This window comes from Pseudomonas sp. I3-I5 (assembly GCF_022699445.1).
Taxonomy (GTDB): Bacteria; Pseudomonadota; Gammaproteobacteria; order Pseudomonadales; family Pseudomonadaceae; genus Aquipseudomonas; species Aquipseudomonas fulva.
In genome coordinates, this window is the sequence record NZ_CP093940.1 from 1,599,380 (window position 1) to 1,624,029 (window position 24,650).

22 protein-coding genes, 2 tRNA genes and 3 rRNA genes are annotated in these 24,650 nt (G+C 58.3%); 14 read left to right on the forward strand and 13 right to left on the reverse strand.

The genetic code is table 11. The features are described 5' to 3' along the window. The first annotated feature begins 97 nt into the window (after nt 1–97). The 4 genes from MOP87_RS07175 (at nt 98) to MOP87_RS07190 (ending at nt 2,287) form a co-directional block, all read left to right on the forward strand. Nucleotides 98–340, forward strand: a complete 243-nt coding sequence (locus tag MOP87_RS07175; RefSeq protein WP_242810308.1) for a hypothetical protein — start codon at nt 98–100, stop codon at nt 338–340. Nucleotides 341–739: 399 nt separating this feature from the next. Then, nucleotides 740–1,144, forward strand: coding sequence for a TraR/DksA C4-type zinc finger protein (locus tag MOP87_RS07180; RefSeq protein WP_023534004.1), 405 nt, complete (start codon nt 740–742; stop codon nt 1,142–1,144). Between the two features lie 457 nt (nt 1,145–1,601). Next, complete coding sequence (locus tag MOP87_RS07185) at nt 1,602–2,072, forward strand: hypothetical protein (RefSeq protein WP_027915746.1); 471 nt, start codon at nt 1,602–1,604, stop codon at nt 2,070–2,072. After that, nucleotides 2,069–2,287, forward strand: a complete 219-nt coding sequence (locus MOP87_RS07190; RefSeq protein ID WP_027915745.1) for a hypothetical protein — start codon at nt 2,069–2,071, stop codon at nt 2,285–2,287. The genes MOP87_RS07185 and MOP87_RS07190 overlap by 4 nt, the downstream gene beginning before the upstream one ends. A 6-nt stretch (nt 2,288–2,293) precedes the next feature. Here MOP87_RS07190 and MOP87_RS07195 read toward each other — a convergent pair whose 3' ends face one another. The 7 genes from MOP87_RS07195 to MOP87_RS07225 all read right to left on the reverse strand — a co-directional run bounded on the left by MOP87_RS07195 (nt 2,294) and on the right by MOP87_RS07225 (nt 9,442). Further along, nucleotides 2,294–2,659 carry a Na+/H+ antiporter subunit G gene (locus MOP87_RS07195; RefSeq protein ID WP_027915744.1) on the reverse strand — a complete coding sequence of 122 codons (366 nt, stop codon included), beginning with the start codon at nt 2,657–2,659 and terminating at the stop codon, nt 2,294–2,296. Then, nucleotides 2,656–2,934, reverse strand: a complete 279-nt coding sequence (locus tag MOP87_RS07200) for a K+/H+ antiporter subunit F (RefSeq protein ID WP_027915743.1) — start codon at nt 2,932–2,934, stop codon at nt 2,656–2,658. Before MOP87_RS07200 ends, MOP87_RS07195 begins: the two co-directional genes overlap by 4 nt. Continuing rightward, the gene (locus tag MOP87_RS07205; RefSeq protein ID WP_028687295.1) at nt 2,931–3,419 is read right to left on the reverse strand and encodes a Na+/H+ antiporter subunit E; all 489 of its coding nucleotides are present in this window, start codon (nt 3,417–3,419) and stop codon (nt 2,931–2,933) included. Before MOP87_RS07205 ends, MOP87_RS07200 begins: the two co-directional genes overlap by 4 nt. Continuing rightward, complete coding sequence (locus tag MOP87_RS07210) at nt 3,416–5,095, reverse strand: monovalent cation/H+ antiporter subunit D (RefSeq protein ID WP_028687294.1); 1,680 nt, start codon at nt 5,093–5,095, stop codon at nt 3,416–3,418. Before MOP87_RS07210 ends, MOP87_RS07205 begins: the two co-directional genes overlap by 4 nt. Continuing rightward, nucleotides 5,092–5,436 carry a Na+/H+ antiporter subunit C gene (locus tag MOP87_RS07215; RefSeq protein WP_023534014.1) on the reverse strand — a complete coding sequence of 115 codons (345 nt, stop codon included), beginning with the start codon at nt 5,434–5,436 and terminating at the stop codon, nt 5,092–5,094. The genes MOP87_RS07210 and MOP87_RS07215 overlap by 4 nt, the downstream gene beginning before the upstream one ends. Next, the gene (locus tag MOP87_RS07220; RefSeq protein WP_049696279.1) at nt 5,436–8,351 is read right to left on the reverse strand and encodes a monovalent cation/H+ antiporter subunit A; all 2,916 of its coding nucleotides are present in this window, start codon (nt 8,349–8,351) and stop codon (nt 5,436–5,438) included. The genes MOP87_RS07215 and MOP87_RS07220 overlap by 1 nt, the downstream gene beginning before the upstream one ends. Nucleotides 8,352–8,494: 143 nt before the next feature. After that, nucleotides 8,495–9,442, reverse strand: a complete 948-nt coding sequence (locus MOP87_RS07225) for a DMT family transporter (protein ID WP_028687292.1) — start codon at nt 9,440–9,442, stop codon at nt 8,495–8,497. Between the two features lie 83 nt (nt 9,443–9,525). Between MOP87_RS07225 and MOP87_RS07230 the strand changes: the two genes are divergently transcribed. After that, the gene (locus tag MOP87_RS07230) at nt 9,526–10,089 is read left to right on the forward strand and encodes an XRE family transcriptional regulator (protein ID WP_088523839.1); all 564 of its coding nucleotides are present in this window, start codon (nt 9,526–9,528) and stop codon (nt 10,087–10,089) included. Nucleotides 10,090–10,112: 23 nt separating this feature from the next. On the opposite strand, the gene MOP87_RS07235 is transcribed toward MOP87_RS07230, so the two are convergent. Beyond that, nucleotides 10,113–10,676 (reverse strand): cysteine hydrolase family protein, encoded by a 564-nt coding sequence (locus MOP87_RS07235; protein WP_111475679.1) that lies wholly within the window; start codon nt 10,674–10,676, stop codon nt 10,113–10,115. Between the two features lie 82 nt (nt 10,677–10,758). Here MOP87_RS07235 and MOP87_RS07240 point away from each other — a divergent pair, with 82 nt between their 5' ends. Then, nucleotides 10,759–11,793, forward strand: coding sequence for a helix-turn-helix domain-containing protein (locus tag MOP87_RS07240; RefSeq protein ID WP_027915736.1), 1,035 nt, complete (start codon nt 10,759–10,761; stop codon nt 11,791–11,793). 52 nt (nt 11,794–11,845) lie between these two features. Beyond that, nucleotides 11,846–12,202 (forward strand): hypothetical protein, encoded by a 357-nt coding sequence (locus tag MOP87_RS07245; protein ID WP_027915735.1) that lies wholly within the window; start codon nt 11,846–11,848, stop codon nt 12,200–12,202. 3 nt (nt 12,203–12,205) lie between these two features. On the opposite strand, the gene MOP87_RS07250 is transcribed toward MOP87_RS07245, so the two are convergent. Together MOP87_RS07250 and MOP87_RS07255 are read right to left on the reverse strand one after the other, a co-directional pair. Beyond that, entirely contained in the window at nt 12,206–12,976 is a 771-nt protein-coding gene (locus tag MOP87_RS07250) for an alpha/beta hydrolase (RefSeq protein ID WP_027915734.1), read from the reverse strand. Beyond that, the gene (locus tag MOP87_RS07255) at nt 12,960–14,078 is read right to left on the reverse strand and encodes a DUF3182 family protein (RefSeq protein WP_145280766.1); all 1,119 of its coding nucleotides are present in this window, start codon (nt 14,076–14,078) and stop codon (nt 12,960–12,962) included. The genes MOP87_RS07250 and MOP87_RS07255 overlap by 17 nt, the downstream gene beginning before the upstream one ends. Nucleotides 14,079–14,271: 193 nt before the next feature. Between MOP87_RS07255 and MOP87_RS07260 the strand changes: the two genes are divergently transcribed. Continuing rightward, on the forward strand, nt 14,272–16,080 hold the full coding sequence (locus MOP87_RS07260; protein ID WP_242810309.1) for an aminopeptidase P family protein: 1,809 nt from the start codon (nt 14,272–14,274) through the stop codon (nt 16,078–16,080). Nucleotides 16,081–16,110: 30 nt separating this feature from the next. Here the strand turns inward: MOP87_RS07260 and MOP87_RS07265 are convergent, their stop codons facing one another. Both MOP87_RS07265 and rhtA read right to left on the reverse strand, forming a co-directional pair. After that, a complete protein-coding gene (locus MOP87_RS07265) occupies nt 16,111–16,392 on the reverse strand; it encodes a hypothetical protein (protein ID WP_023534016.1) in 282 nt (93 codons plus the stop codon). Nucleotides 16,393–16,555: 163 nt separating this feature from the next. Next, nucleotides 16,556–17,443: a threonine/homoserine exporter RhtA gene (gene rhtA, locus MOP87_RS07270; RefSeq protein WP_027915731.1), complete on the reverse strand. Its 888-nt coding sequence runs from the start codon at nt 17,441–17,443 to the stop codon at nt 16,556–16,558. Nucleotides 17,444–17,910: 467 nt separating this feature from the next. On the opposite strand from rhtA, the gene MOP87_RS07275 reads away from it, so the two are divergent. The 6 genes from MOP87_RS07275 (at nt 17,911) to MOP87_RS07300 (ending at nt 23,876) form a co-directional block, all read left to right on the forward strand. Then, a 16S ribosomal RNA gene (locus MOP87_RS07275) occupies nt 17,911–19,447 on the forward strand. Nucleotides 19,448–19,532: 85 nt separating this feature from the next. After that, nucleotides 19,533–19,609: transfer RNA gene (locus tag MOP87_RS07280), tRNA-Ile, on the forward strand. Nucleotides 19,610–19,633: 24 nt separating this feature from the next. Further along, nucleotides 19,634–19,709, forward strand: a tRNA-Ala gene (locus tag MOP87_RS07285). A 243-nt stretch (nt 19,710–19,952) separates the two neighbouring features. Beyond that, nucleotides 19,953–22,845 (forward strand): 23S ribosomal RNA (locus tag MOP87_RS07290). A gap of 134 nt (nt 22,846–22,979) precedes the next feature. After that, nucleotides 22,980–23,095: ribosomal RNA gene (gene rrf, locus MOP87_RS07295) — 5S ribosomal RNA — on the forward strand. The 16S, 23S and 5S rRNA genes sit together here with 2 tRNA genes alongside, the layout of an rRNA operon. A gap of 226 nt (nt 23,096–23,321) precedes the next feature. After that, nucleotides 23,322–23,876, forward strand: a complete 555-nt coding sequence (locus tag MOP87_RS07300) for a histidine phosphatase family protein (RefSeq protein WP_027914573.1) — start codon at nt 23,322–23,324, stop codon at nt 23,874–23,876. Here the strand turns inward: MOP87_RS07300 and MOP87_RS07305 are convergent. Next, a complete protein-coding gene (locus tag MOP87_RS07305; protein ID WP_197874111.1) occupies nt 23,858–24,643 on the reverse strand; it encodes a sulfite exporter TauE/SafE family protein in 786 nt (261 codons plus the stop codon). The two genes, MOP87_RS07300 and MOP87_RS07305, sit on opposite strands and share 19 nt — an antisense overlap. Between the last annotated feature and the right edge of the window lie 7 nt (nt 24,644–24,650).

Below are 24,650 nucleotides of genomic sequence, written 5' to 3' on the forward strand. Positions count from 1 at the left end.
CCCTACGCTGCGCTTCGGGGTCCCCTCACTCCGGTCTTGCTCCCGGGAGGACCGCGCTGCAGGCCCCATCCTGGGGCCCAGCGCTTGACAGGCATCCATGCCTGTCACCTCCCTCCGCAAGACCTGCGTTCGGCCTTCTGAAGTCGCGAAGATCAAAAGCAAAAGCAAAAGCAAGAGCAAGAGCAAGAGCAAGAGCAAGAGCAAGAGCAAGAGCAAGAGCAAGAGCAAGAGCAAGAGCAAGATCAAGATCAAGATCAAGATCAAGATCAAGATCGGGATGGGCGTGTTGATCTTGAATTTGAAGTTTCGTTGCGCTCAGTGGTTGCTGCCTCGTAATTGATTATTACAGTGAGGCTTATAAATGGCATGTATATGAAGCGCCCTTTGTAGGAGCGGGCTTGTCCCGCGATGGAGTGCGAAGCGCTCCCTCATCGCCATCTAGGTAGCACGGCATTATAGTTTCTAAGGTTACCGTTGCCTTGCAGTAAACATGTTCCCGAATCTACCCGCGCTGCTCAAACTCGCGCCTAGGCCTTCAGACGCAAGCACCGGCCGGCGGATTGTAAGCAGCGAATGCCAACGCCACCCCATTTTGCTGTTGCTCAAGGCGACGCTGCGCCTTAGACTGCCGCCCCTTGTTGAAGAGTGCCGACTGGCGCTTGAAAAAATTCCGCTGCCGATGCCTAGGCGTCGGCGGCAAACGAATCGCCTAAATGCACCTATTTTCATAGAGAAATCGATGACCAAGGAACAGTTGCTGGCCATGCCGGCCGATGACTACATGAATGCTGAACAGCTGAGCTTCTTCACTCAGCTGCTACAAGCAATGAAAGTCGAGACCCATGAACGCATCGAGCTGAGCCGTGCCACCATCGAAGGCCTGGATACCCCCTCGGATCCTGCCGATGTAGCATCGGTCGAAGAAGAGCGTAGCTGGCTGGTGAATGCCATCGATCGCGATCAGCGCCTGCTTCCCCAACTGGAGATGGCGCTGGACCGTATCGCCGACGAGAGCTTCGGCTGGTGCGACGACAGCGGTGAACCGATCGGTCTCAAGCGTTTGCTGATCAGCCCAACCACCAAATACTGCATCGAAGCACAAGAGCGCCACGAGCAGCTTGATCGCCATCAGCGTCAGGCCTGAGCCGCTCAGGTTGCCAAGCCCCATGGAGCGATTCGTGGGGCTTTTTGCATTTCAGGCATCAAACCGCAACGCCCCATGCAATTCGCCTGGAGCAGTTGCGCAGTAACCGGCAAGCCTGTTAAAACATGGCGTCTCTCTAGGATTTCACTGTTTTCGGATATCCCGCCGATGATAGTGTGTGAGCCGCCATCAGGCTCCAAGGTCATGCACCCATCCGGAATCGCATTTTCATGGGCATGCAATGTCAGACGTTACGCCGGCAGCGCTTGGGCATGGCCAAGGGTATGTAAGCGACAACAACGCCGGCCGTTAGAGTAAAAAATCCTGCACGCTGCATCGTCAGCGGGCACAGACATGTCGCCCAGCGTTTTATTAATCTCATTGCCTATCGATTTGAAATGGCCGTGCTTCGCGAGCACCTGCGAGGGCGGGTTGTAAACGGTTGAGGATTACTTCATTGGCAGTCAGCACTCTTGATACACACGCGTTGTTCGTCCTTGGCGATTTGCGCGGGAAACTGGCCCAGTTGTTCCAGGGTCGATTCGTCTATGTCACCGAGCAAAACCCCGAAGGCCTCTACATGGCCGAGATCGACACGGAAAGTGCGCTGGTGGTCGACGACAAGCAGCGCCTTGAGTTGAAAGTCGGCGATCATTTTCGTGCCGCCGTGCTGCCCAGCCGCGAAGGCGGCAAGCTGGAAATGCGCTTTCGCGATATCAAGCTCAATGTGTATGGGATAGGCGACTACGCGTTCGTATCGGTCCCGGAAGGCGAGGGGGTCGTACTGCGTGAAGGCCATGGCGTGATGCTGGTGTTTGCCGCCGAGCAGCAAATTCAGGAAGGGCTCGGCAAGCTATTGAAAGCCGTAACCGGCAAGGTTGCTAAATGGCGCAAGGGTGAGCTGACGACGTTCAAGGCAAGCGAGTGACGCTGCCAGAACAAGCGCCTGGATCACGGGAACGCTATCACCGTGAGCACCAGGCGCGCGCCATGGCCGAGGCGCAGCGGCTGCTCGCAGCCCGTGAAGCGATGCGCGGGCGATGGTTGGATTGGGTAGCTGCCCAATTGTATACCCAAGGCCCGCCTCATTACGTCGCCATGGTCAGACGCGCACTGCAGCAGTTGAGTGAGCAACCAGGCTAACTGCGGTCAATTGCCACGGTCCAGACCGCTGCTGACCTCCTCGGGTACCGGCTCTTTGGCCTGACGCTTGCGAAACAGCCCGGCGCGCGCCAGTAACAACGTAGTCACGGGCACCGTGATCGACAGCAGCACGGGAATCAGCCATGCGTGCAGCACCAATGACTCTTTCAGCCATGAAAAGTAGATGATCGAGCCAAGCGCGACGCACCAGGCCCCGATGGTCGAGGCCAGCGCTGGGGGGTGCATGCGTTGGAAATAGTCTTTCAGGCGCAGCAGGCCAATTGCACCGATCAGTGCGAAAAGGCTGCCAGCTACCAGCAGTATGGCTGTGATCATTTCAAGCCAGAACGGCAGATTGAGTGCCTCGGTCATTCGATCACCTCACCACGCAGCAGGAACTTGGCCAAGGCGAAGGAGCCAACGAAGCCGAACAATGCAATGAGCAAGGCCCCTTCGAAATAGGTGTCACTGGCATACCTGATGCCCAGTACCAGCATGGTCAGCATTGCCAGAATGTACAGGTAATCCAGGGCCAGAACCCTGTCCTGCGCAGAAGGGCCTCGGAATAGCCGAAGCAGGGTAAGGCACATAGCCAGCGCAAAGATGAACAAGCTGGCGAGAACAGCGTTGGCGAGCAGTCCACTCATTGAAAGATCTCCATCAAGGGACGTTCGTAGACTTCCTTGAAATGCTGGATGAATGCCGCTTCATCATCCAGATCGAATACGTGCAGCAGTAGCACGCTACGGTCCAGGGCCAGTTCCGACCAGATGGTTCCAGGGATCACCGTCGTGATCATGGACAGCGCCGCAAGCCCATGGGGCTCGCGCAGATCCAGGGGAATGTGGACGAAACCTGAGCGAGGCGGTCGCCTTCCAGCACCCAGAACGCCGCGAGCGACCTGCAGGTTGGACAGGATGACGTCCACCCCAACCCGGCCGATCAGCTTGACGATGACCCAGGGCCGTCGGACGTGGGCATGCTGCGGCCGTAATGGCGCCATCAGCAGCGGAGCCAGTGTCCCCAACACAGCGGCCAGGATGAGGTTACCCGGACTCAGCGAAAGGTTGAGCAACAGCCACAGGCCGAACAGGCATGCCGATAGCAGGGGGGCAGGAAAGAGTCGGCTCATGGCTGCACCTGAACGTCGAGCGAGGTGGGGCCAGGTTTCGGCTGCGCCGCCATGACTGCATCGATATAGGCATCAGGCGCCTGAAGGCTGGCGGCGGTGTCGAGGCTATAACGCAGCAGTGGCTCGGCCTTGAAGCTGAGCAGCATGCACAGGCCCAGCAATATCACGATCGGAAGGCATTCGAAACGCCTGAGCACCGGAGAGGGCCGCTCTTCGGGTTTCCAGAAACGTTGAATGCCGACGCGTCCGAAAGCGATCAGCGATGCCATTCCCGACAAGACCAGCAAGGCCACAAGGCCCCAGCCAGCGGCGCCCAGTGTGTATGGGCTCGGAACCCCCAGACCGTTGGGGTTGAACAGGGCACTGATCAAGTTGAGCTTGGCAACGAAGCCTGAAAGCGGTGGCATGCCGATGATCAGCAGCGCGCAAGCGATGAAGCTCAAGCCCAGAAATGCCATGGTCCATGGAATGACCTGCCCGATGACGGCTTTCTGATTGTCATCGAGGTTGATGCCTTTTGGGGGGTGAAGCGATTCCAGCAAGGCCGGCATGGCGTCTTCTTCCTCGTCCAATGGCAACTCATTGGCAGACCGCGAGCGCTCGATGAGTTCGGCCAGAAGGAACAAGGCGCACAAGGCCAGGGTAGAATTCACCAAGTAGAACAGCGCTGCTCCGGTCAACGCCAATTGTGAGAAGCCCACCGCCCCCAACAAGGTCCCAGCCGATACCAGAATACTCAACGCCGCCATGCGTTCCAGGCGCTGCGCTGCCAGGATCGACACCGCCGCCATGGCCAGGGTCGCCAGGCCTCCGTAAACCAGCCAATCCCCGCCGAAGTGGGCCGATGCCCCCGCTTGCCCGGAGAACAGCAACGTCCATACCCGCAGCACGGCATACAGCCCTACCTTGGTCATGATCGCAAAGAGTGCAGCCACTGGCGCGCTGGCAGACGCATAGGCTGGGACGAGCCAGAAGTTCAAGGGCCAGATGCCTGCTTTGACCAGAAACGCCATGGCGAGGATCGCTGCGCCTGCATGCAGCAAGCCGCGGTCGGCCTCGGGTACGAGCGGAATCTTCAGGGCCAGGTCCGCAAGGCTCAATGTACCCGTCACGCCATACAGCATTGCCGCGCCAATCAGGAACAACGACGACGCGAAAAGGTTGACGGCGATGTAATGCAAGCCGGCCCGCACGCGTGCGCGGCCGGACCCGTGCAGCAGAAGACCGTATGAAGCTGCCAGCAGCACTTCGAAGAACACGAACAGGTTGAACAGGTCTGCCGTCAGGAATGCGCCGTACAGCCCCATCAGCTGGATCTGGAACAGCGCATGAAAACTTGCACCGGCGCCATCCCAGCGTGCCCGTGCGAACAGCAGGGCGCTTAGCCCGATGACGCCGGTCAGGGTTAGCATCAGCGCCGACAGGTGGTCTAATACCAGCACGATGCCGAACGGGGCTGGCCAGTTGCCCGGCAGGTAGACGCCGATCGATTCTGCCTGGCCCTGGGTACGCACCCAGAGCAGCAGGCTGACGGCGATGCCAAGACCGGCGAAGGTCGACAGCAAGTTCAGCCGTGCCTTGATCAATCGATGCTTTTCGCCCAGCAGCAACATGACTGCCGCGGTAATCAACGGCAGCAGGATAGGGGCAACGATCAGTTGGCTCATGCCGCTCATTCCTCACGCTCCCGGCCATCTACGTGGTCGGTGCCGGTCAGGCCGCGCGATGCCAGCAGCACCACGAGGAACAGGGCGGTCATGGCGAAGCTGATGACGATTGCCGTGAGTACCAGGGCCTGCGGCAGCGGATCGGTGTAGTGCAACAGGTCCTGGGTCACGCCTTCCTTGATGATGGGCTCCTTGCCGATGAACAGGCTGCCCATGCTGAAGATGAAAAGGTTGACCCCATAGGAAAGCAGGCACAAGCCCATGATCACCTGATAGGTGCGCGGGCGTAGCACCAACCAGACCCCGGAGGCGGCAAGCACGCCAATGGCCACTGCGATCACTTCTTCCATCAGGCGGCTCCTGCTTTACGGGTCTTGCCTGGACTGGCCGGGCGATAGGCACGTACCGACTGGTGGGCCAGGGCTGTGAGTATCAAGAGGGTCGAGCCGACGACCACGGTGAACACACCGACGTCGAAGAACAATGCGCTTGCCAGATGGATGTCTCCGAGCAGAGGAAGGTGCAGGTGCGCCGTATGGGTGGTCAGGAACGGGTAGCCGAACACGATGGCGCCGCCACCGGTCAAGGTTGCGCAGAGCAGGCCGGTGCCCATCCAGCGCAAGGGCCGCAGGCGCATCTGCGCTTCTACCCACTGGGTGCCTGCGACCATGTATTGCAGGATGAACGCCACCGAAGTCACCAACCCTGCGACGAAGCCGCCGCCTGGCTGATTGTGACCACGCATGAACAGGTACATCGACACCAGCAGCGCGATTGGCAGCAACAGGCGCACCAGTACAGCGGGCACCATCATGAAGCCCAGTGCGGTATCGGCAGCGTGGCGCGGGTTGATCAGGTCGGTGACGACATCTGGTGCCAACTGGCGCTGCTGGGTCGGCAATTGCATGCTTTCCTTGGGTGGGCGGAAGCGACGCAGAAGCGCGAAAACCGTCAACCCCACCGCGACCAGCACGGTGATTTCGCCCAGGGTATCGAAGCCGCGGAAATCCACCAGCATCACATTGACCACATTGGTACCACCACCTTGTGGCAGCGCGCGGCTCAAGTAGAACGATGAGATGTCATTGGGCGTAGGGCGGGTGAGCATGGCGTAGGACAGCACGGCCATCCCTGCGCCAACCAACACCGCCAGTAGCAGATCGCGCAAGCGACGCACGCGGGCGCGGTCGAACTTGCCGGGCAGAGGCGACACACCTTCGATACGACGTGGAAGCCAACGCAGACCAAGAAGGATCAGGACAGTGGTCACCACTTCGACGACCAACTGGGTCAGGGCCAGATCAGGCGCGGAGAACCACACAAAGGTGATACAGGTCATCAAGCCGCACACACTGACCATGGTCAGGGCCGCCAGACGGTGGTACTTGGCTTGGTACGCCGCACCGATCGCACAGGCAATGGCGATCACCCAGAGTGCGACGAATACCCCTGACCCCGGGATCTTGGGCCGTTCGCCCCAGGTCAGGCCACTGTAAAGCATGGGTGTCAGGCCGGCGAGGAAGGCGGCTACCACCAGCATGAACAGCTGCGCCTGCAGGCGCCGGCTGGTAAGCAGGTGCTCGATGCGCCGCGCCATCAGCATCAGCTGCACCTGGCCGTACTCAAAGAGGCGTTTGCCGTCGAATCGGCCCATCACGGGAGGGCAGGGGAAGCGGCCCCGTCGCAGTTGCTTGCGCAACAGCAGGTACAGAACCACGCCGCCACTCATGGCCACAAGGCTCATGATCAAAGGCGCATTCCAGCCGTGCCAGATGGCCAGGCTGTACTCGGGTAGCGTACCCCCTACCACCGGCAGTGCCGCAGCGGCCAGCAACGGGCCTACGGACTGGGCGGGGAAAATACCGACCACCAGGCATGTCAGCACCAGCAGCTCGACCGGCGCGCGCATCCAGCGCGGGGGTTCGTGTGGCGTATGCGGCAGGTCTTGGGCGGTGGGGCCGAAGAACACATCGACCGTGAAGCGCAGCGCGTAGGCCACGCTGAAAGTGCCGGCCAGGGTGGCGATCACCGGAAGCATGGCTTCGACCCAGGCGCTGGAAGTGATGAACACGGTTTCGGCGAAGAACATTTCCTTGGACAGGAAGCCGTTCATCAGCGGCACCCCCGCCATGGAGGCGCTGGCGACCATGGCCAGAGTGGCTGTGTAGGGAACCAGCCGGACCAGGCCGCTCAGGCGCCGGATGTCACGCGTACCACTTTCGTGGTCGATGATGCCAGCGGCCATGAACAACGACGCCTTGAAGGTTGCATGGTTGAGAATGTGGAAGACCGCCGCGACGGCGGCCAGCGAGCTGTTCAGGCCCAGCAACAGCGTGATGAGGCCCAGATGGCTGATGGTCGAGTAGGCCAGGAGGCCTTTGAGGTCATTCTGGAACATCGCTGCAAAAGCACCGAGCAGCAGCGTCAGCGCACCAGCACCCCCGACGATCCAGAACCATTCGTCGGTACCCGACAGCACTGGCCACAGGCGCGCCAGCAAAAATACGCCGGCCTTGACCATGGTTGCCGAATGCAAATACGCCGACACCGGCGTGGGTGCTGCCATGGCATGCGGTAGCCAGAAATGGAAGGGAAATTGCGCGCTCTTGCTCAGGGCGCCGATCAGGATCAGGGGCAACAGCACTGGGTAAAGCGCATGCTGGCGTATGGTGTCACCTGCAGCCAGGACCTTGTCCAGGTCATAGCTGCCCACCACATGGCCGAGCAGCAGCGCCCCCACCAGCAGGCACAAGCCTCCGGCACCGGTAACCATCAGCGCCATGTAGGCGCCACGGCGCGCGTCGGCCCGATGATGCCAGTAGCCGATCAAGAGGAAGGAGAAGAGGCTGGTGAGCTCCCAGAAAAACACCAGTTGTAAAAGGTTGCCCGACAGCACCAGCCCCAGCATTGCGCCCATGAATGCAAGGAAGAAGGCAAAAAATCGCGGCACCGGGTCCTGTGGCGACATGTAGTAGCGCGCGTACAGAGACACCAACGTACCGATGCCCAGCACCAGCAGTGAGAACAGCCAAGCAAAGCCGTCCATGCGCAGAACGAAGTTGAGCCCGAGGCTGGGCAGCCACAGGAATTCTTCACGGATGACACCGCCATGGGCCACCTGTGGATAGAGAAGTGCTACCTGGACGGTGCCGACCAAGGCCACGAGCCCGGCGAGTATGGACTCGGCGTTACGTGCGTTGTGCGGCAGCGCGGCTGCCAGCAAACTGCCCACGAACGGCAGAAGCAATAGCACTATCAAAGACATAGAGTTCTATTCTGAGAGGTTTTCCAAGGATCATACGTGCCGGACGGGTCATCGACCAACACACAACCTGTCGCAGAATCATACAAAAGGGCTGTGACAGGCTGTTTTTTTATAACAGTTTTTTACAAAGGACAGTCGGACCTTTAGAGACCGGTCTTGAGTTGACGTTCATTCTGTGCAAGTTCGGTATCGGCAGGTTCAGGCCTGCGACGCACTCGCAACTCGCTGATCACCACGGCGATGACGATCAGCAGGCCGCCCAACAGTGCCAATCCCGGCAGGCGTTCTCCCGCTATCCGTCCGACCAGGCCGGCCCAGACTGGCTCACCGGCGTAGATCAGCGTAGCCCGTGTGGGTGATACCGATTTCTGTGCCCAATTCATCGCCACTTGGATCACCGCGCTCATCAGGCCCAAGCCAATCGCACTGCTCAGCAAAAGCCAGGAGAAGTCGGGTACCGATTCCTGGGTAGGCAGCATCATCATGAATGCCAGCACCGAGGCCGTTGCCAGTTGCACCACTGTAACGCGGCGAACGTCGACGCGCCCGGCAAAGCGACTGATCAGAATGATTTCGCCCGCGATGGCGATGGCGCTGACCAGTGTAACCAGCTCGCCTTCGCTCATGTGCAGGCTACCGGCCTGCGGGCCGGCCAGCAGCATCAGCCCAACGAAAGCCAGGCCGATCCCAAGGCTGGGCATCAGGCCCGGGCGCCGGCCCAGTATCAGCCATTGCAGCAGGGGTACGAAGGGCACGTAAAGCGCCGTGATGAACGCCGACTGGCTGCTGCTGATCGTCTGCAGGCCCATGGTTTGCAAGCCGTAGCCCAACATAATCAACACGCCAATCGACAGGCCTGCCTTGAGTTCGACAAGGGTCAACCCTGGCAGAGCGCGCGCCGAGACCATGCCGACGAACAGGGCGGCCGCGGCGAAGCGCAGACCCACGAAGAACATGGGGCCGCTGACGGCCATCACGTTGTGCACCAGCAGGAAGGTACCGCCCCAGAGCATGGTGATGAACACCAGCACCCACTCGGCTTTGCTGAGACGGAACGTAAGGGTGGGGCGTTGCGGGCGTGACTGATTCATGCGGTTGCAGGCTCGTAGGACAGGGCGCACAATCGGCGCAAAGTGGGCAGTATACTGCGCAACAACTAGGGATGAGCACTATAGTGCACAACGACGCTTCGCATCGCGCTTCGGTGCTGCAACACGTGAGCTTGAACGTTCGCAGTCTGCGTAACGCTGCTGGCATCAGCCAGGCAACCTTGGCCGAGCGGTCAGGTGTGAGTCGTCGCATGCTGGTGGCGATTGAGGCTGGCGAGAAAAATGTCAGCCTTACCACGCTCGACCTCATCGCCGAGGCACTCGGGGTGGCGTTCAGTACATTGATCCAGGCGCCTGACCAGCGTAACCCTGGTCGTATCGAAGAGTTGGCCTGGGCGGGTGAACATCCGCAAAGCCGGGCCATCCTGCTGGCAAGCAGCATGGCCCGTCGTGAAGTCGAGCTGTGGGAATGGACGCTGGCGGTCGGCGAGCACTATCGCAGCGAGGCGGATGCCGAAGGCTGGAGCGAGCAGATCTACGTGGTCGAAGGTGTACTGACGCTGATCATCGAGGGTGTCGAGCACCGACTCGAGCAGGGCCGCTTTCACGTATTCGCCAGCAATTGCCGTTACGCCTATCGCAACGATGGCGCGACGGCAGTGAAGTTCGTGCGCAACGTTGTAATCTGAGGGCCGTACTGGCCGAAAGCCGCTCAGGTGCGACCGGCAGCTTCTTCGAGCAGTGCATCAGTGCTGCGCACCGAGGCATAGGCGAACGCCAGGGCCGCCATCGATGCGTCATGCACCTGTGCAGCAGGTACCCATTTGCCGTTGAACTCCAGGGCCAGGGTGGCGCAGGCATCATGGGCGACCGTGACGACATACCCGAGGTCGGCTGCTGCGCGCACCGCCGCATCGATGCACATGTGGCTCATGCTGCCCACGACGGTCAGCGACTTTATACCCTGGCGTTCGAGCGTCGGCGCAAGATCGGTCGAGAGAAAAGCGTTGACCTTGTGCTTGAGAATCACAGCCTCTCCAGGTAACGGGTGAACACGCGGGTGAATGGCTGCGCCCGAAGAGCCTGGGGCAAAGAAGGGAGCGTCGGCGCTGTCGAACTCGTGGCGTACGTGCACGACGAAGTCTTTCGCATCGCGCGCAGCCTGGAGCAGGCGGGCCGCATTTTCAGCGGCGCGCTCGGCGCCCTCCAGTGGCCACCTTCCGCCTGGGAAATAGTCGTTCTGGATATCGATGATGATCAGTGCATGGGTGCTCATGTTGCCTCCAAGGGCAGTGGTTTTGGCGGTTGCTTAGTTATAGGCTGTCGCGCGATAGGCGTGAATCGGCGCGAAAGACACTATGCGGGGCAAAACTGACATGGCTCGTTTTCTGGAGATTGGCCTGCTTCGCTATCCCGATGCACAAGAGGCAGCGATCCACGGCCTGCAAGACCTGTTCGCCGTGGCTAACCGCATGGCTGACACCTTGGGTGCGGCCCAGGCGCCTCGTGTACGTATCAGCGTATGGCGTGTGGGTGCGGAGGGGGAGCTGCTGGCTGAGCCCCCACTAGGGGATGCCAGTGATGCTCGACTGCGTGTTCTGATCATCCCGCCAAGCCTGCATGCCATTCCCGACGACGCCTGCTTGGTTCGCCATCGTTCGGCTTTGTGCCGATTGCATCAGGAGGGCACCGTACTGGCCTGCGTGTGCATCGGGGTATTCTTCATTGCGGCCTGTGGTCTGCTGGATGGACGCACTGCATGCGCTCACCGCAATCATGTGCAGATACTCGAGGCGCGTTACCCGCACACCAGGGCCGAGGTTCAACAGGCGTTGCTCGATGACGGCGATATCGTCAGCTCCGCTGGCCTGATGGCATGGACCACTTTGGGCCTGTGCCTGGTGCAACGATTTATGGGCAATACCGTTGCAGCCGACACCGCGAACTTCCTGGCAGTAGAACCGGTACCTGACGCTTTGCCCGGTACTCGCCTCAACCCGTTGCTCGATCATGGCGATGAAGCCGTCCTGAAGGTTCAGCACTGGTTACAAGCTACAGGCGCACGCACGGCGGACCTCGCAGCGATGGCGGCGCGCGCCTGCCTGGAACCACGCACGTTCTTGAGGCGGTTTCGCTTGGCCACAGCGTTGCGCCCTACCGAATACTGTCAGCAGATAAGGGTGTGCCGGGCAGCACGTCTGCTGGAGTTCACGCGCAGGACAGTCGACCAGATCGCCTGGGATGTGGGTTATCGGGACCCGGGGGCGTTTCGCAAGGTCTTTCAGCGCGCTACAGGTGTCACCCCCAGTGCGTTTCGGCGGCAGGTGGTGGCACCACAGCCTGGAGGGCAGGTTGAAATGGACAGCGAACCTCTTGACCTCGAGATTGGTTGAGGTTTTAACCTTCCGGGCATTGCGATGTGTATCCCTTGTCAGGAGGTTGTTGATGTCAGGAAGTGTCCCTGCCATCTGGTACACCCAGATGATCGAATATCGGGTCGCCGTCGTCTTTCAGCAGGCATTGGCCCAGGCACTGGTGCTGCGCAGTGAGTCATTGGCAGCAGGCTGTGAAGACCTGCGGGCGGTCAGTGTCCAGGCCAGCGAAGATGGCTGCCGTGTGTTGCAGTCGCTGCAGTGGACCAACCGGGAGGCCAGTGAGGCGGCCATCGAGCAAGTGCTGGACGGGTCGTTTCTGAGCATGCTCCAGCAGTATCATGCCAGCGCCGTGAACTTCACTGCCTTCACGGCGCTGCGGAGTCTGGCTCGCCATCCTGACGGAGCGTTGTACTGCCAGATGGTGTGAGCTTCATGCGTACCAGGGGGCGTAGTGGGGATAGCGGTCCAGGCGAGCACCAATGACCATTTCGCTGATCCATGCCGCCAGCAGTGCGCTGTAGGCCTTCTGGCTTTCTTCGGTGGACAGGCCGTGGTCGGCGCCGTCGACGATCCGGTGGGTGAGCGAGTGGGCACTGCTGAAGGCTGAGCGGTAACTCATCAGCGTGCTGTGGGGTACGTAATCATCGTGCTCGGACTCCACCAGCAGAACATCGCCGCCAAACCCGGCGCAAGCAGCCAGTGCGCGGTTGTCAGATGGCGCCAGGGGGCGACGGCGATAGTCATTGAGCCGTTGTCGGTCCAGGGACTGCTTGGGCGTATTCCACTCCTCGTCCCAGTACATGGCCGGTACCCGCAGGGCCAGCCAGCGGACCGGGCGCATTGATGTCAACAAGGTGGCCAGGTAGCCGCCGTAGCTGCTGCCGATCACGGCGATGGCGTTGGCGTCCACGGTGGGGTGACTGACCAGCCGGTCGTAGGCCGTCAGCAGGTCCTGCAGATTCTGCTCTCGCGTCACTGTCAGACGCTGACTTTGGGTTTTTTCATGGCCACGAAGATCGAAGGTCATGCAGACGCAGCCAAGTCCTGTGATGTGCCGCGCCCTGGCAAGATCGCGTTGCTGGCTACCGCCCCAGCCGTGTACGAACAGGATGCCGGGGATTTTGCTGCCGGGGCTGACCAGGGTCGCGCAGATGGTATCCCCGTTCACCGGCAACTCTATCGTCTCACTCTGAATGGCCAACGTGTCGGAGCTGCGCGTATTTGGTGAGTTGTCCGAGTTCACTGTCATTTCCTTGGTAAAAGAGAGTAGCGTGCGCGGGTAGCGCGGGCGTGCCAAACACTTCGTGGGTGCTAGCGCGCACTCGATTGACCAGGCCGTTGGCAGCGAATGCCTGCAGGGCGAGCAATTCGGCGCTGCTGGCACCGCCCATCCGCCAGGATTGCTCCAGCACGCCACTGCGGATCTGACCTTTGGTGTCGGTGCCGCGGGCAATGTCGTAATTGCGGCGTGAGGCGATGAAGCCAGGTAAGTGTCGTTCGGCAGCCTGGTCATAAGCCATTGCCTGCTCGATCGCCAGGCGAACGCTGTCTTCCAAGGGCTCGCCCAGCAGAGACGCAAAGCCTCCTCGTACGAAGGTCAGGTCAGAGCCGCCGTACACCTCGATACCTTGGTGATCCTGGGTCAGTTGTTGTGTGCCGTAATAGCTGCACACCAATCCTGCAACCCGTACCTGGCCGACGCTGAACGTCTCGACGTTGGTCAGGTTCTGCTCCAGCACCAGGCCCCAGGTCATGAGTTCTTCGTCATCCACTGAACAGAGCAGGGGTTCGAATTCCTCAAGCGTAGAAAACACCACTTGCCCTCGACCCGCGCATGCGCGCACGGGTTTGAGTCGTGCGGGCCCTTCCACCAATAGTAGTTGAGCCGCGCGCCGTGCGGTGGCCTTGTCAAACACGGTGTAGCCCTTGAGCAGCGCCTCGCACGCCTGCCGCGCAAATGCTTCAGGCCAGTCAGGCTTCGGTGGAGCACCTGGCGGCAGAGGATGCGAAATGGCTTTGGTGGCCATGAAGGGATGGGCGACGGCACCGCCGAAAAAGTCGGCCTCGCTCTCTATGCCAAGGGCTGTCAGATGGGCCGGGTCAACCAGCGGCTGTGTGAGCATGTAGTAATAGGAGGCGTGCGCTTCTGGCGGTCCGTTCAGGTCAACCACGGGGCAACCCAGCAGCTGTGCGAAGCCTTCCGATAGCTTGCGGTAGACGGCGTGCTCGTGATCGGGGGTATGGGGGCGAGTGTCGAGTATCACGACGCCTTGTTTGTGCTGACAGGCATTGGGCATGGCGATCCGCCTTGCAGGGAGACTGTACTGCCTATGAATCCGGGACCTTGGTTAAGTTCAGCATGGCAGGATCGGCGGTACAGTCCGGCGTAGGACCTTTCCCGGAGGCGTGTAGCCCAGCAATTGCTGATTGCAGTACGCGGGTAGCTATTCCATCATCAATTGCTCAGGCATAACCGATGTCGCCACAGAAAAGGGCATGATCGTGCACACCACTCCCCAACAGACCACGGCCCAGCGTCTTGCCGCGATGCGTGCGACCATGGCCGCAGAAGGGCTTGATGCCCTGCTGGTTCCATCGGCCGACCCTCATCTTTCCGAGTATCTGCCAGGGTATTGGCAAGGTCGCCAATGGCTGTCGGGCTTCACCGGTTCGGTTGGCACCCTGGTCATCACCCAGCAGTTTGCCGGGCTATGGGTCGATAGCCGCTATTGGGAGCAGGCTGAGCGAGAGCTGGCAGGTAGCGGCATCGAATTGATGAAATTGTCACCCGGGCAGCCGGGCGCGCTGGACTGGTTGGCTGAACAGGTTCAACCACAAGGTTGCGCGGGTGTGGATGGTCGTGCGATGGCCTTGGCTTCGGCGCGCCAATTGCGAGAGCGCCTTGGCCAACGAGGCGCAAAGCTGGTGACTGACCAGGATCTGCTGGGCCGCGTCTGGAGCGACCGGCCGGCGCTACCGTCCAGCCCGGTGTACTCACATCTTGCGCCATACGCGGTGGTGGGCCGTGCGCAGAAGCTGGCACGGGTGCGGCAGGCGATGCAGGCTAAAGGCGCGGACAGTCATTTCATCGCCACCTTGGATGACATTGCCTGGTTGTTCAACTTGCGCGGCAGTGATGTGTCCTACAATCCGGTGTTTCTGGCGTTTGCCCTGATCGATACGCAGCGTGCGCAGCTTTTCATCGCCTCGGCAAAAGTCGATGAGCCCCTGCGTCAGGCGCTGCGCCAGGATGGCATCGAAGTACGAGACTACAGCGAGGCCGCCCGCGCGCTTGGTCAACTGTCACCTGGAAATCGCTTGTTGGTGGACCCGGCGCGGGTGACGTGCGGATTGCTTGAGCCGCTTGCAGAGGGCGTAGTGCTCGTGGAAGGCCCGAATCCCAGCACCCTGAGCAAGGCGTGCAAGGCTGAGGGCGAGCTTGAGCATGTTCGTCGGGCGATGGAACAGGACGGCGCCGCCTTGTGTGAGTTTTTCGCCTGGTTTGAAGAAGCGCGAGGGAGCCAGGTGGTGACCGAGCTGACCGTCGATGAGCAACTCACTGCGGCGCGCGCCCGGCGGCCGGGCTTCGTCTCACTGAGTTTCTCGACCATTGCGGCGTTCAATGCCAATGGTGCGATGCCCCACTACCGGGCCACCGATCAGTCACACGCGGTGATCGAGGGCGACGGCCTGCTGCTCATCGACTCAGGCGGCCAATACCTCGGTGGGACGACGGATATCACGCGTATGGTCCCCATCGGGCAACCGAGCGATTTGCAGAAGCTCGACTGTACCCGTGTGCTCAAGGGCATGATTGCGCTGTCGCGGGCGACCTTCCCGCGTGGCGTGTTGTCGCCCATGCTTGATGCCATAGCCCGTGCGCCAATCTGGGCCGACCAGGTCGATTACGGCCACGGCACAGGCCATGGCGTGGGCTATTTCCTCAATGTTCATGAAGGGCCCCAGGTGATCGCCTATCTGGCAGCGCCCACGCCCCAGACCGCCATGCTGGAAGGCATGATCAGCTCAATCGAGCCTGGCACCTACCGGCCTGGGCAATGGGGGGTACGTATTGAAAACCTGGTAGCCGCGCGAAGCGTCGGGCGCAGTGCATTCGGTGAATTTCTCGATTTCGAGACGTTGACGCTGTGCCCCATCGATACGCGTTGTCTGTTGTTGGAGCGGCTGACTGAGCAAGAGGTTTGCTGGCTCAATGCGTACCACTCCACGGTGCGAGAGCGATTGGCTCCGCTCCTGGAAGGAAAGGCGCTGGCCTGGCTGCTGTCACGTACCGTGGCGATTTAGTGGATGAGGGCAGCCATCAGGCTGCCCCGGTCATTTGCAAATGACGATCATGCTGCGGCTGGTGTAGCCGGCAGGGTTGATGCCGAATAGATAATCGCCGTCCTCTTCGTCGCTGTCGCCTGAGCGGGCGACGACGCGGTACCCGCGGGTGGTGCAGGCGCTCGCGGCCTTGCTGTAGCAGTTGTCCCATGAAGAAGACAGGCCAGAGCAATTGATATGCAGGCCTTTCTTGCCCCGTTTGACCTCGGTCTTAGCCGTGGCGGCACATCCAGCAATAGCCAAGATGGCCAGGATGAGCAAAATACGTTTCATTCCTGTCCTTAAATGCAGGACGGATCAGCTGGCTGGGTCCGTCGTTTTCGCTCGGGTTCGTCCTGAAGAGTACAGCGTCCCTATTCGACTGCGCTGGGACAGCTTAATCAGCGAGCGGTGACGCCACAACACCCACGCAGCCTCCGATGAAAGTTTTTCCCTGTCAATCGGCAACTATCGCGGGTCCTGGGCCATGGCGCATGGACAGAGTCGTGCCTACGGAGGCCGCGATGATTGCGCCGATGGCGAGCCATTGCGTAAATGACAGCACTTCGCCCAGGAACAGCAGCCCGGACAAGGCGCCGAAGGCAGGCTCGATGCTCATCAGGGTGCCGAAGGTGCGCGCGGGCATGCGCGTGAGCGCAACCATTTCCAGGCTATAGGGAAGGGCGGTAGACAATACCGCCACAGCGATCGCCATGGGGATGACCGCGGGCGTCAGCAGCAGGCTACCGGCATGCACGATGCCAATCGGTGCGATGAACAGTGCTGCGACCAGCACCCCCAGCGCTGCGCTTTGCACGCCATGTTCAGCACCAGCCCGTTGGCCGAAGACTATATAGAGTGCCCAGCACGCCCCCGCGCCGATTGCGTAGCAGGCGCCCAGTGGGTCCAGCGCCTCTCCGCCATGGCCTGCGGGCAGCAACATCAGTAGACCGAAAATGGCCAGCGCGATCCAGATGAAGTCGATCGCGCGGCGTGAGGCAAATATTGCCACTGCCAGTGGTCCGGTGAACTCGAGGGCCACCGCGATGCCAATCGGCACCGTCTGCAAGGACATATAGAAGAGGAAATTCATGCCGCCGAGCGCCAAGCCATAGATCACGACGTTGCGCAGGGTGCGAGTATTGAAGCGCGCCCGCCATGGCCTTAAGAGTGCAATCATGATCAGGCTGGCGAAAATCAGGCGCAGTGAGGTCGTGCCTTGTGCGCCAATGAGCGGGAACATGCTTTTGGCGATTGAAGCGCCGGTCTGAATCGATGCCATGGCGATGAGCAGCAGGCCTATTGGGAATAGCACCGAAGCCAGGCTGCGAGGCGGTTTTGTCATGAGGGCGAATTACCTGAGGGTGTTTTTTGCGCACTATAGTGCGCAATGGTGAGAGAGACAGCAACAGCGCGTTAGGCGTTCCCCTGAAATGACATCCGGAGAAGATTAATGCTTGACGCTGAGAAATTAGTGTCTATAATTCGCCCCACTCCAGCGCAGTCGGGCATCAAGTTGACGCGCTGGACGACTGCAAGCCTTTGAAGTTGAACGAGTTTCTCGAAACAAACTTCAAAATAAACGCTTGACAGGCAATGAGGAAAGCGTAGAATGCGCGCCTCGGTTGAGACGAAACACTCTTAGCCAAACGCTCTTTAACAAATCGAATCAAGCAATTCGTGTGGGTGCTTGTGAGTACGGACTGATAGTCAGAAAGATTATCAGCATCACAAGTGACCATGCGAGAAATCACATAGTCATTTGAGATTGCTGAGCCAAGTTTAGGGTTTCTTAAAAACCCAAGCAGTATTGAACTGAAGAGTTTGATCATGGCTCAGATTGAACGCTGGCGGCAGGCCTAACACATGCAAGTCGAGCGGATGACGGGAGCTTGCTCCTTGATTCAGCGGCGGACGGGTGAGTAATGCCTAGGAATCTGCCTGGTAGTGGGGGACAACGTTTCGAAAGGAACGCTAATACCGCATACGTCCTACGGGAGAAAGCAGGGGACCTTCGGGCCTTGCGCTATCAGATGAGCCTAGGTCGGATTAGCTTGTTGGTGAGGTAATGGCTCACCAAGGCGACGATCCGTAACTGGTCTGAGAGGATGATCAGTCACACTGGAACTGAGACACGGTCCAGACTCCTACGGGAGGCAGCAGTGGGGAATATTGGACAATGGGCGAAAGCCTGATCCAGCCATGCCGCGTGTGTGAAGAAGGTCTTCGGATTGTAAAGCACTTTAAGTTGGGAGGAAGGGTTGTAGATTAATACTCTGCAATTTTGACGTTACCGACAGAATAAGCACCGGCTAACTCTGTGCCAGCAGCCGCGGTAATACAGAGGGTGCAAGCGTTAATCGGAATTACTGGGCGTAAAGCGCGCGTAGGTGGTTTGTTAAGTTGGATGTGAAAGCCCCGGGCTCAACCTGGGAACTGCATCCAAAACTGGCAAGCTAGAGTACGGTAGAGGGTGGTGGAATTTCCTGTGTAGCGGTGAAATGCGTAGATATAGGAAGGAACACCAGTGGCGAAGGCGACCACCTGGACTGATACTGACACTGAGGTGCGAAAGCGTGGGGAGCAAACAGGATTAGATACCCTGGTAGTCCACGCCGTAAACGATGTCAACTAGCCGTTGGAATCCTTGAGATTTTAGTGGCGCAGCTAACGCATTAAGTTGACCGCCTGGGGAGTACGGCCGCAAGGTTAAAACTCAAATGAATTGACGGGGGCCCGCACAAGCGGTGGAGCATGTGGTTTAATTCGAAGCAACGCGAAGAACCTTACCAGGCCTTGACATGCAGAGAACTTTCCAGAGATGGATTGGTGCCTTCGGGAACTCTGACACAGGTGCTGCATGGCTGTCGTCAGCTCGTGTCGTGAGATGTTGGGTTAAGTCCCGTAACGAGCGCAACCCTTGTCCTTAGTTACCAGCACGTTATGGTGGGCACTCTAAGGAGACTGCCGGTGACAAACCGGAGGAAGGTGGGGATGACGTCAAGTCATCATGGCCCTTACGGCCTGGGCTACACACGTGCTACAATGGTCGGTACAGAGGGTTGCCAAGCCGCGAGGTGGAGCTAATCTCACAAAACCGATCGTAGTCCGGATCGCAGTCTGCAACTCGACTGCGTGAAGTCGGAATCGCTAGTAATCGCGAATCAGAATGTCGCGGTGAATACGTTCCCGGGCCTTGTACACACCGCCCGTCACACCATGGGAGTGGGTTGCACCAGAAGTAGCTAGTCTAACCTTCGGGGGGACGGTTACCACGGTGTGATTCATGACTGGGGTGAAGTCGTAACAAGGTAGCCGTAGGGGAACCTGCGGCTGGATCACCTCCTTAATCGACGACATCAGCCTGCTGATGAGCTCCCACACGAATTGCTTGATTCATTGTAAAAGACGATGCTGTAACGCGACCCTGTTATAGGTCTGTAGCTCAGTTGGTTAGAGCGCACCCCTGATAAGGGTGAGGTCGGCAGTTCAAATCTGCCCAGACCTACCATTACTTGGTTCAGCCGTAGAATACGGGGCCATAGCTCAGCTGGGAGAGCGCCTGCCTTGCACGCAGGAGGTCAGCGGTTCGATCCCGCTTGGCTCCACCAATCCTTCAGGTTTGCAGCACTGTTCAGAATACAGAAATGAACATTCCGGTGTGAATGTTGATTTCTGACTTTTGTCAGATCGTTCTTTAAAAATTCGGATATGTGATAGAAATAGACTGAAGACCAGTTTCACTGCTGGAATTCAGGCTAAGGTAAAATTTGTGAGTTCTGCTCGAAAGAGCGACGTGCGAATTTTCGGCGAATGTCGTCTTCACAGTATAACCAGATTGCTTGGGGTTATATGGTCAAGTGAAGAAGCGCATACGGTGGATGCCTTGGCAGTCAGAGGCGATGAAAGACGTGGTAGCCTGCGAAAAGCTTTGGGGAGTCGGCAAACAGACTGTGATCCAGAGATCTCTGAATGGGGGAACCCAGCCAGCACAAGCTGGTTATCTTGTACTGAATACATAGGTGCAAGAGGCGAACCAGGGGAACTGAAACATCTAAGTACCCTGAGGAAAAGAAATCAACCGAGATTCCCTTAGTAGTGGCGAGCGAACGGGGACCAGCCCTTAAGTTGATTTGAGATTAGTGGAACGCTCTGGAAAGTGCGGCCATAGTGGGTGATAGCCCCGTACACGAAAATCTCTTATCAATGAAATCGAGTAGGACGGAGCACGAGAAACTTTGTCTGAATATGGGGGGACCATCCTCCAAGGCTAAATACTACTGACTGACCGATAGTGAACCAGTACCGTGAGGGAAAGGCGAAAAGAACCCCGGAGAGGGGAGTGAAATAGAACCTGAAACCGTATGCGTACAAGCAGTGGGAGCCTACTTTGTTAGGTGACTGCGTACCTTTTGTATAATGGGTCAGCGACTTATATTCAGTGGCGAGCTTAACCGAATAGGGGAGGCGTAGCGAAAGCGAGTCTTAATAGGGCGTTTAGTCGCTGGGTATAGACCCGAAACCGGGCGATCTATCCATGGGCAGGTTGAAGGTTAGGTAACACTGACTGGAGGACCGAACCGACTACCGTTGAAAAGTTAGCGGATGACCTGTGGATCGGAGTGAAAGGCTAATCAAGCTCGGAGATAGCTGGTTCTCCTCGAAAGCTATTTAGGTAGCGCCTCATGTATCACTGTAGGGGGTAGAGCACTGTTTCGGCTAGGGGGTCATCCCGACTTACCAAACCGATGCAAACTCCGAATACCTACAAGTGCCGAGCATGGGAGACACACGGCGGGTGCTAACGTCCGTCGTGAAAAGGGAAACAACCCAGACCGTCAGCTAAGGTCCCAAAGTCATGGTTAAGTGGGAAACGATGTGGGAAGGCTTAGACAGCTAGGAGGTTGGCTTAGAAGCAGCCACCCTTTAAAGAAAGCGTAATAGCTCACTAGTCGAGTCGGCCTGCGCGGAAGATGTAACGGGGCTCAAACCATGCACCGAAGCTACGGGTATCATCGTATGATGATGCGGTAGAGGAGCGTTCTGTAAGCCTGTGAAGGTGAGTTGAGAAGCTTGCTGGAGGTATCAGAAGTGCGAATGCTGACATGAGTAACGACAATGCGAGTGAAAAACTCGCACGCCGAAAGACCAAGGTTTCCTGCGCAACGTTAATCGACGCAGGGTTAGTCGGTCCCTAAGGCGAGGCTGAAAAGCGTAGTCGATGGAAAACAGGTTAATATTCCTGTACTTCCAGTTATTGCGATGGAGGGACGGAGAAGGTTAGGCCAGCCTGGCGTTGGTTGTCCAGGTTTAAGGTGGTAGGCTGAAATCTTAGGCAAATCCGGGATTTCAAGGCCGAGAGCTGATGACGAGTTGCCTTTAGGCGATGAAGTGGTTGATACCATGCTTCCAAGAAAAGCTCCTAAGCTTCAGATAACTGGGAACCGTACCCCAAACCGACACAGGTGGTTAGGTAGAGAATACCAAGGCGCTTGAGAGAACTCGGGTGAAGGAACTAGGCAAAATGGCACCGTAACTTCGGGAGAAGGTGCGCCGGCGAAGGTGAAGGGCTTGCCCCGTAAGCTTTTGCTGGTCGAAGATACCAGGCCGCTGCGACTGTTTATTAAAAACACAGCACTCTGCAAACACGAAAGTGGACGTATAGGGTGTGACGCCTGCCCGGTGCCGGAAGGTTAATTGATGGGGTTAGCGCAAGCGAAGCTCTTGATCGAAGCCCCGGTAAACGGCGGCCGTAACTATAACGGTCCTAAGGTAGCGAAATTCCTTGTCGGGTAAGTTCCGACCTGCACGAATGGCGTAACGATGGCGGCGCTGTCTCCACCCGAGACTCAGTGAAATTGAAATCGCTGTGAAGATGCAGTGTATCCGCGGCTAGACGGAAAGACCCCGTGAACCTTTACTATAGCTTTGCACTGGACTTTGAATTTGCTTGTGTAGGATAGGTGGGAGGCTTTGAAGTGGGGACGCCAGTTCTCATGGAGCCATCCTTGAAATACCACCCTGGCAACTTTGAGGTTCTAACTCAGGTCCGTTATCCGGATCGAGGACAGTGTATGGTGGGTAGTTTGACTGGGGCGGTCTCCTCCCAAAGAGTAACGGAGGAGTACGAAGGTGCGCTCAGACCGGTCGGAAATCGGTCGTAGAGTATAAAGGCAAAAGCGCGCTTGACTGCGAGACACACACGTCGAGCAGGTACGAAAGTAGGTCTTAGTGATCCGGTGGTTCTGTATGGAAGGGCCATCGCTCAACGGATAAAAGGTACTCCGGGGATAACAGGCTGATACCGCCCAAGAGTTCATATCGACGGCGGTGTTTGGCACCTCGATGTCGGCTCATCACATCCTGGGGCTGAAGCCGGTCCCAAGGGTATGGCTGTTCGCCATTTAAAGTGGTACGCGAGCTGGGTTTAGAACGTCGTGAGACAGTTCGGTCCCTATCTGCCGTGGACGTTTGAGATTTGAGAGGGGCTGCTCCTAGTACGAGAGGACCGGAGTGGACGAACCTCTGGTGTTCCGGTTGTCACGCCAGTGGCATTGCCGGGTAGCTATGTTCGGAAGAGATAACCGCTGAAAGCATCTAAGCGGGAAACTTGCCTCAAGATGAGATCTCACTGGGATCTTGAATCCCCTAAAGGGCCGTCGAAGACTACGACGTTGATAGGTTGGGTGTGTAAGCGCTGTGAGGCGTTGAGCTAACCAATACTAATTGCCCGTGAGGCTTGACCATATAACACCCAAGCAATTTGCTTCTGCAGATTGCGGTGGTGAAGATGACATGAACCGAAAGTTCGCAACGCATCACAAACATCACATATCCGAATTCGCTGGGCTGTCCAACAGGACATTCTGGCTACAGAATTTCTTGACGACCATAGAGCATTGGAACCACCTGATCCCATCCCGAACTCAGTAGTGAAACGATGCATCGCCGATGGTAGTGTGGGGTTTCCCCATGTGAGAGTAGGTCATTGTCAAGATTCATTTCGCAAAACCCCTATCTGCGTATGCAGGTAGGGGTTTTGTCTTTGGGCTGTGAAAAATCTCAATGCTGTGTACTCATATGACCGTGCTCAGGACGTTTGACGACAATAAATGCCTTAGGCCAATGAATCACCTGGTGCACGCTAAGCCGATCCTGACGAGGTCATTAGAACAGTCGCCTTCCCTGTTAACCTGTTCATTCCTACACCCGAGGCCTACAAGGTGAAAGCCACTCGCCTTACCCTGATCTGCCATGGATTAACGCTGGCCCAAAAGCGCGGATATTTCCCTGAGCCGGCAGACTCACTGGTGTCCATGCCCCACCGCAGCGTACCGCACGGCGGATCTCAGATCCTCACAGCGCCGGAACAACGCGCTCAGCAAACCGCCCTGGCCTGGGGTGATGCAAAGATTGCGTCAGGATTGGCAGATTGCGACATGGGGCGATGGCAAGGGCTGCCATTGAAGCGCCTACAAGCCGAGCAGCCGTCGGCCTTGGCCGACTGGCTGGAGAACCCCGCGAGCGAGGTACATGGAGGGGAGTCCTTTCAGACGCTTTGCCAACGCATGAGCGCTTGGCTAGGAGATTTTGATTGGCCGGGTGAATGGTCCGCGGTCACTCACCCAATGGTCATGCGTGCAGTATTGGTACAGGTGCTGGGCTGCCCAATGACGGCAGGACAACGTATCGATGTCCTGCCGTTGTCACGCATCGAGTTAAGCTTCAGCGGGCAGTGGCGGTTGCGGATCAACTGCCCTCAGAACGCCAGCTTATAGCCAATCAACAGCAGCATCGTAGCGAGGCATGGGCGCAGCACTCGGTCCGATATGCGCCCAGTCAGATGGCTACCCAGGTAGATACCTGGCAGTGAACCCAGCAGCAGGTAGCCGAGCAATGACCAGTCCATGTTACCCATGCCCGCATGACCCAGCCCAGCCACCAGCGTGAGCGGGACGGCGTGGGCTATCTCGGTACCCACCAAGCGTCGTGTGATCAGGGAAGGGTAGAGCAGGAAAAGCGCGACGGTGCCCAGGGCGCCAGCCCCGATGGAAGTGAGCGTTACCATGACACCCAACACCACCCCGGTCAGAACAGTCAGAGTATTGAGGCTACGATCGCTCAGATGGTAATGGTCACCGGCATGGCGGCTGGCGAATGCCTGCAGACGCGATTTGAACAAGATAGCCAAGGCTGTGAGGATCAATACAACGGCCAGGCCCTGCTTGATAATCGCATTTACCGCCGTGGTGTCGGTGTGAAGCGTACTGAGGAACCACAACGTCAGTGCAGCGGCGGGAACGCTGCCGAAGCTCAGTAGCCCCGTGATCTTCCAGTCGATGTTCTTGTTGCGCGCATGCACCCACACGCCGCTGGCCTTGGTGATCGCCGCATAGAGTAGGTCGGTGCCTACTGCCGTTGCCGGGTTAATCCCGAACCACAGCAGGATTGGCGTCATGAGCGAGCCACCGCCTACACCCGTCATGCCAACAATGAAGCCTACGACCAATCCTGCAATGGTAAAACCGAAAGAACCTACATCCATACGCTAC

Coding starts and splice junctions, on each gene's coding strand:
- MOP87_RS07220 (WP_049696279.1), bottom strand. CDS start 8,351: ATGTCTTTGATAGTGCTATTGCTTCTGCCGTTCGTGGGCAGTTTGCTG.
- MOP87_RS07235 (WP_111475679.1), bottom strand. CDS start 10,676: ATGAGCACCCATGCACTGATCATCATCGATATCCAGAACGACTATTTC.
- MOP87_RS07305 (WP_197874111.1), bottom strand. CDS start 24,643: ATGGATGTAGGTTCTTTCGGTTTTACCATTGCAGGATTGGTCGTAGGC.
- MOP87_RS07205 (WP_028687295.1), bottom strand. CDS start 3,419: ATGAGCCGACTCTTTCCTGCCCCCCTGCTATCGGCATGCCTGTTCGGC.
- MOP87_RS07245 (WP_027915735.1), top strand. CDS start 11,846: ATGTCAGGAAGTGTCCCTGCCATCTGGTACACCCAGATGATCGAATAT.
- MOP87_RS07260 (WP_242810309.1), top strand. CDS start 14,272: ATGATCGTGCACACCACTCCCCAACAGACCACGGCCCAGCGTCTTGCC.
- MOP87_RS07225 (WP_028687292.1), bottom strand. CDS start 9,442: ATGAATCAGTCACGCCCGCAACGCCCCACCCTTACGTTCCGTCTCAGC.
- MOP87_RS07215 (WP_023534014.1), bottom strand. CDS start 5,436: ATGGAAGAAGTGATCGCAGTGGCCATTGGCGTGCTTGCCGCCTCCGGG.
- MOP87_RS07195 (WP_027915744.1), bottom strand. CDS start 2,659: ATGACCGAGGCACTCAATCTGCCGTTCTGGCTTGAAATGATCACAGCC.
- MOP87_RS07180 (WP_023534004.1), top strand. CDS start 740: ATGACCAAGGAACAGTTGCTGGCCATGCCGGCCGATGACTACATGAAT.
- MOP87_RS07200 (WP_027915743.1), bottom strand. CDS start 2,934: ATGAGTGGACTGCTCGCCAACGCTGTTCTCGCCAGCTTGTTCATCTTT.
- rhtA (WP_027915731.1), bottom strand. CDS start 17,443: ATGACAAAACCGCCTCGCAGCCTGGCTTCGGTGCTATTCCCAATAGGC.
- MOP87_RS07175 (WP_242810308.1), top strand. CDS start 98: ATGCCTGTCACCTCCCTCCGCAAGACCTGCGTTCGGCCTTCTGAAGTC.
- MOP87_RS07240 (WP_027915736.1), top strand. CDS start 10,759: ATGCGGGGCAAAACTGACATGGCTCGTTTTCTGGAGATTGGCCTGCTT.
- MOP87_RS07265 (WP_023534016.1), bottom strand. CDS start 16,392: ATGAAACGTATTTTGCTCATCCTGGCCATCTTGGCTATTGCTGGATGT.
- MOP87_RS07210 (WP_028687294.1), bottom strand. CDS start 5,095: ATGAGCGGCATGAGCCAACTGATCGTTGCCCCTATCCTGCTGCCGTTG.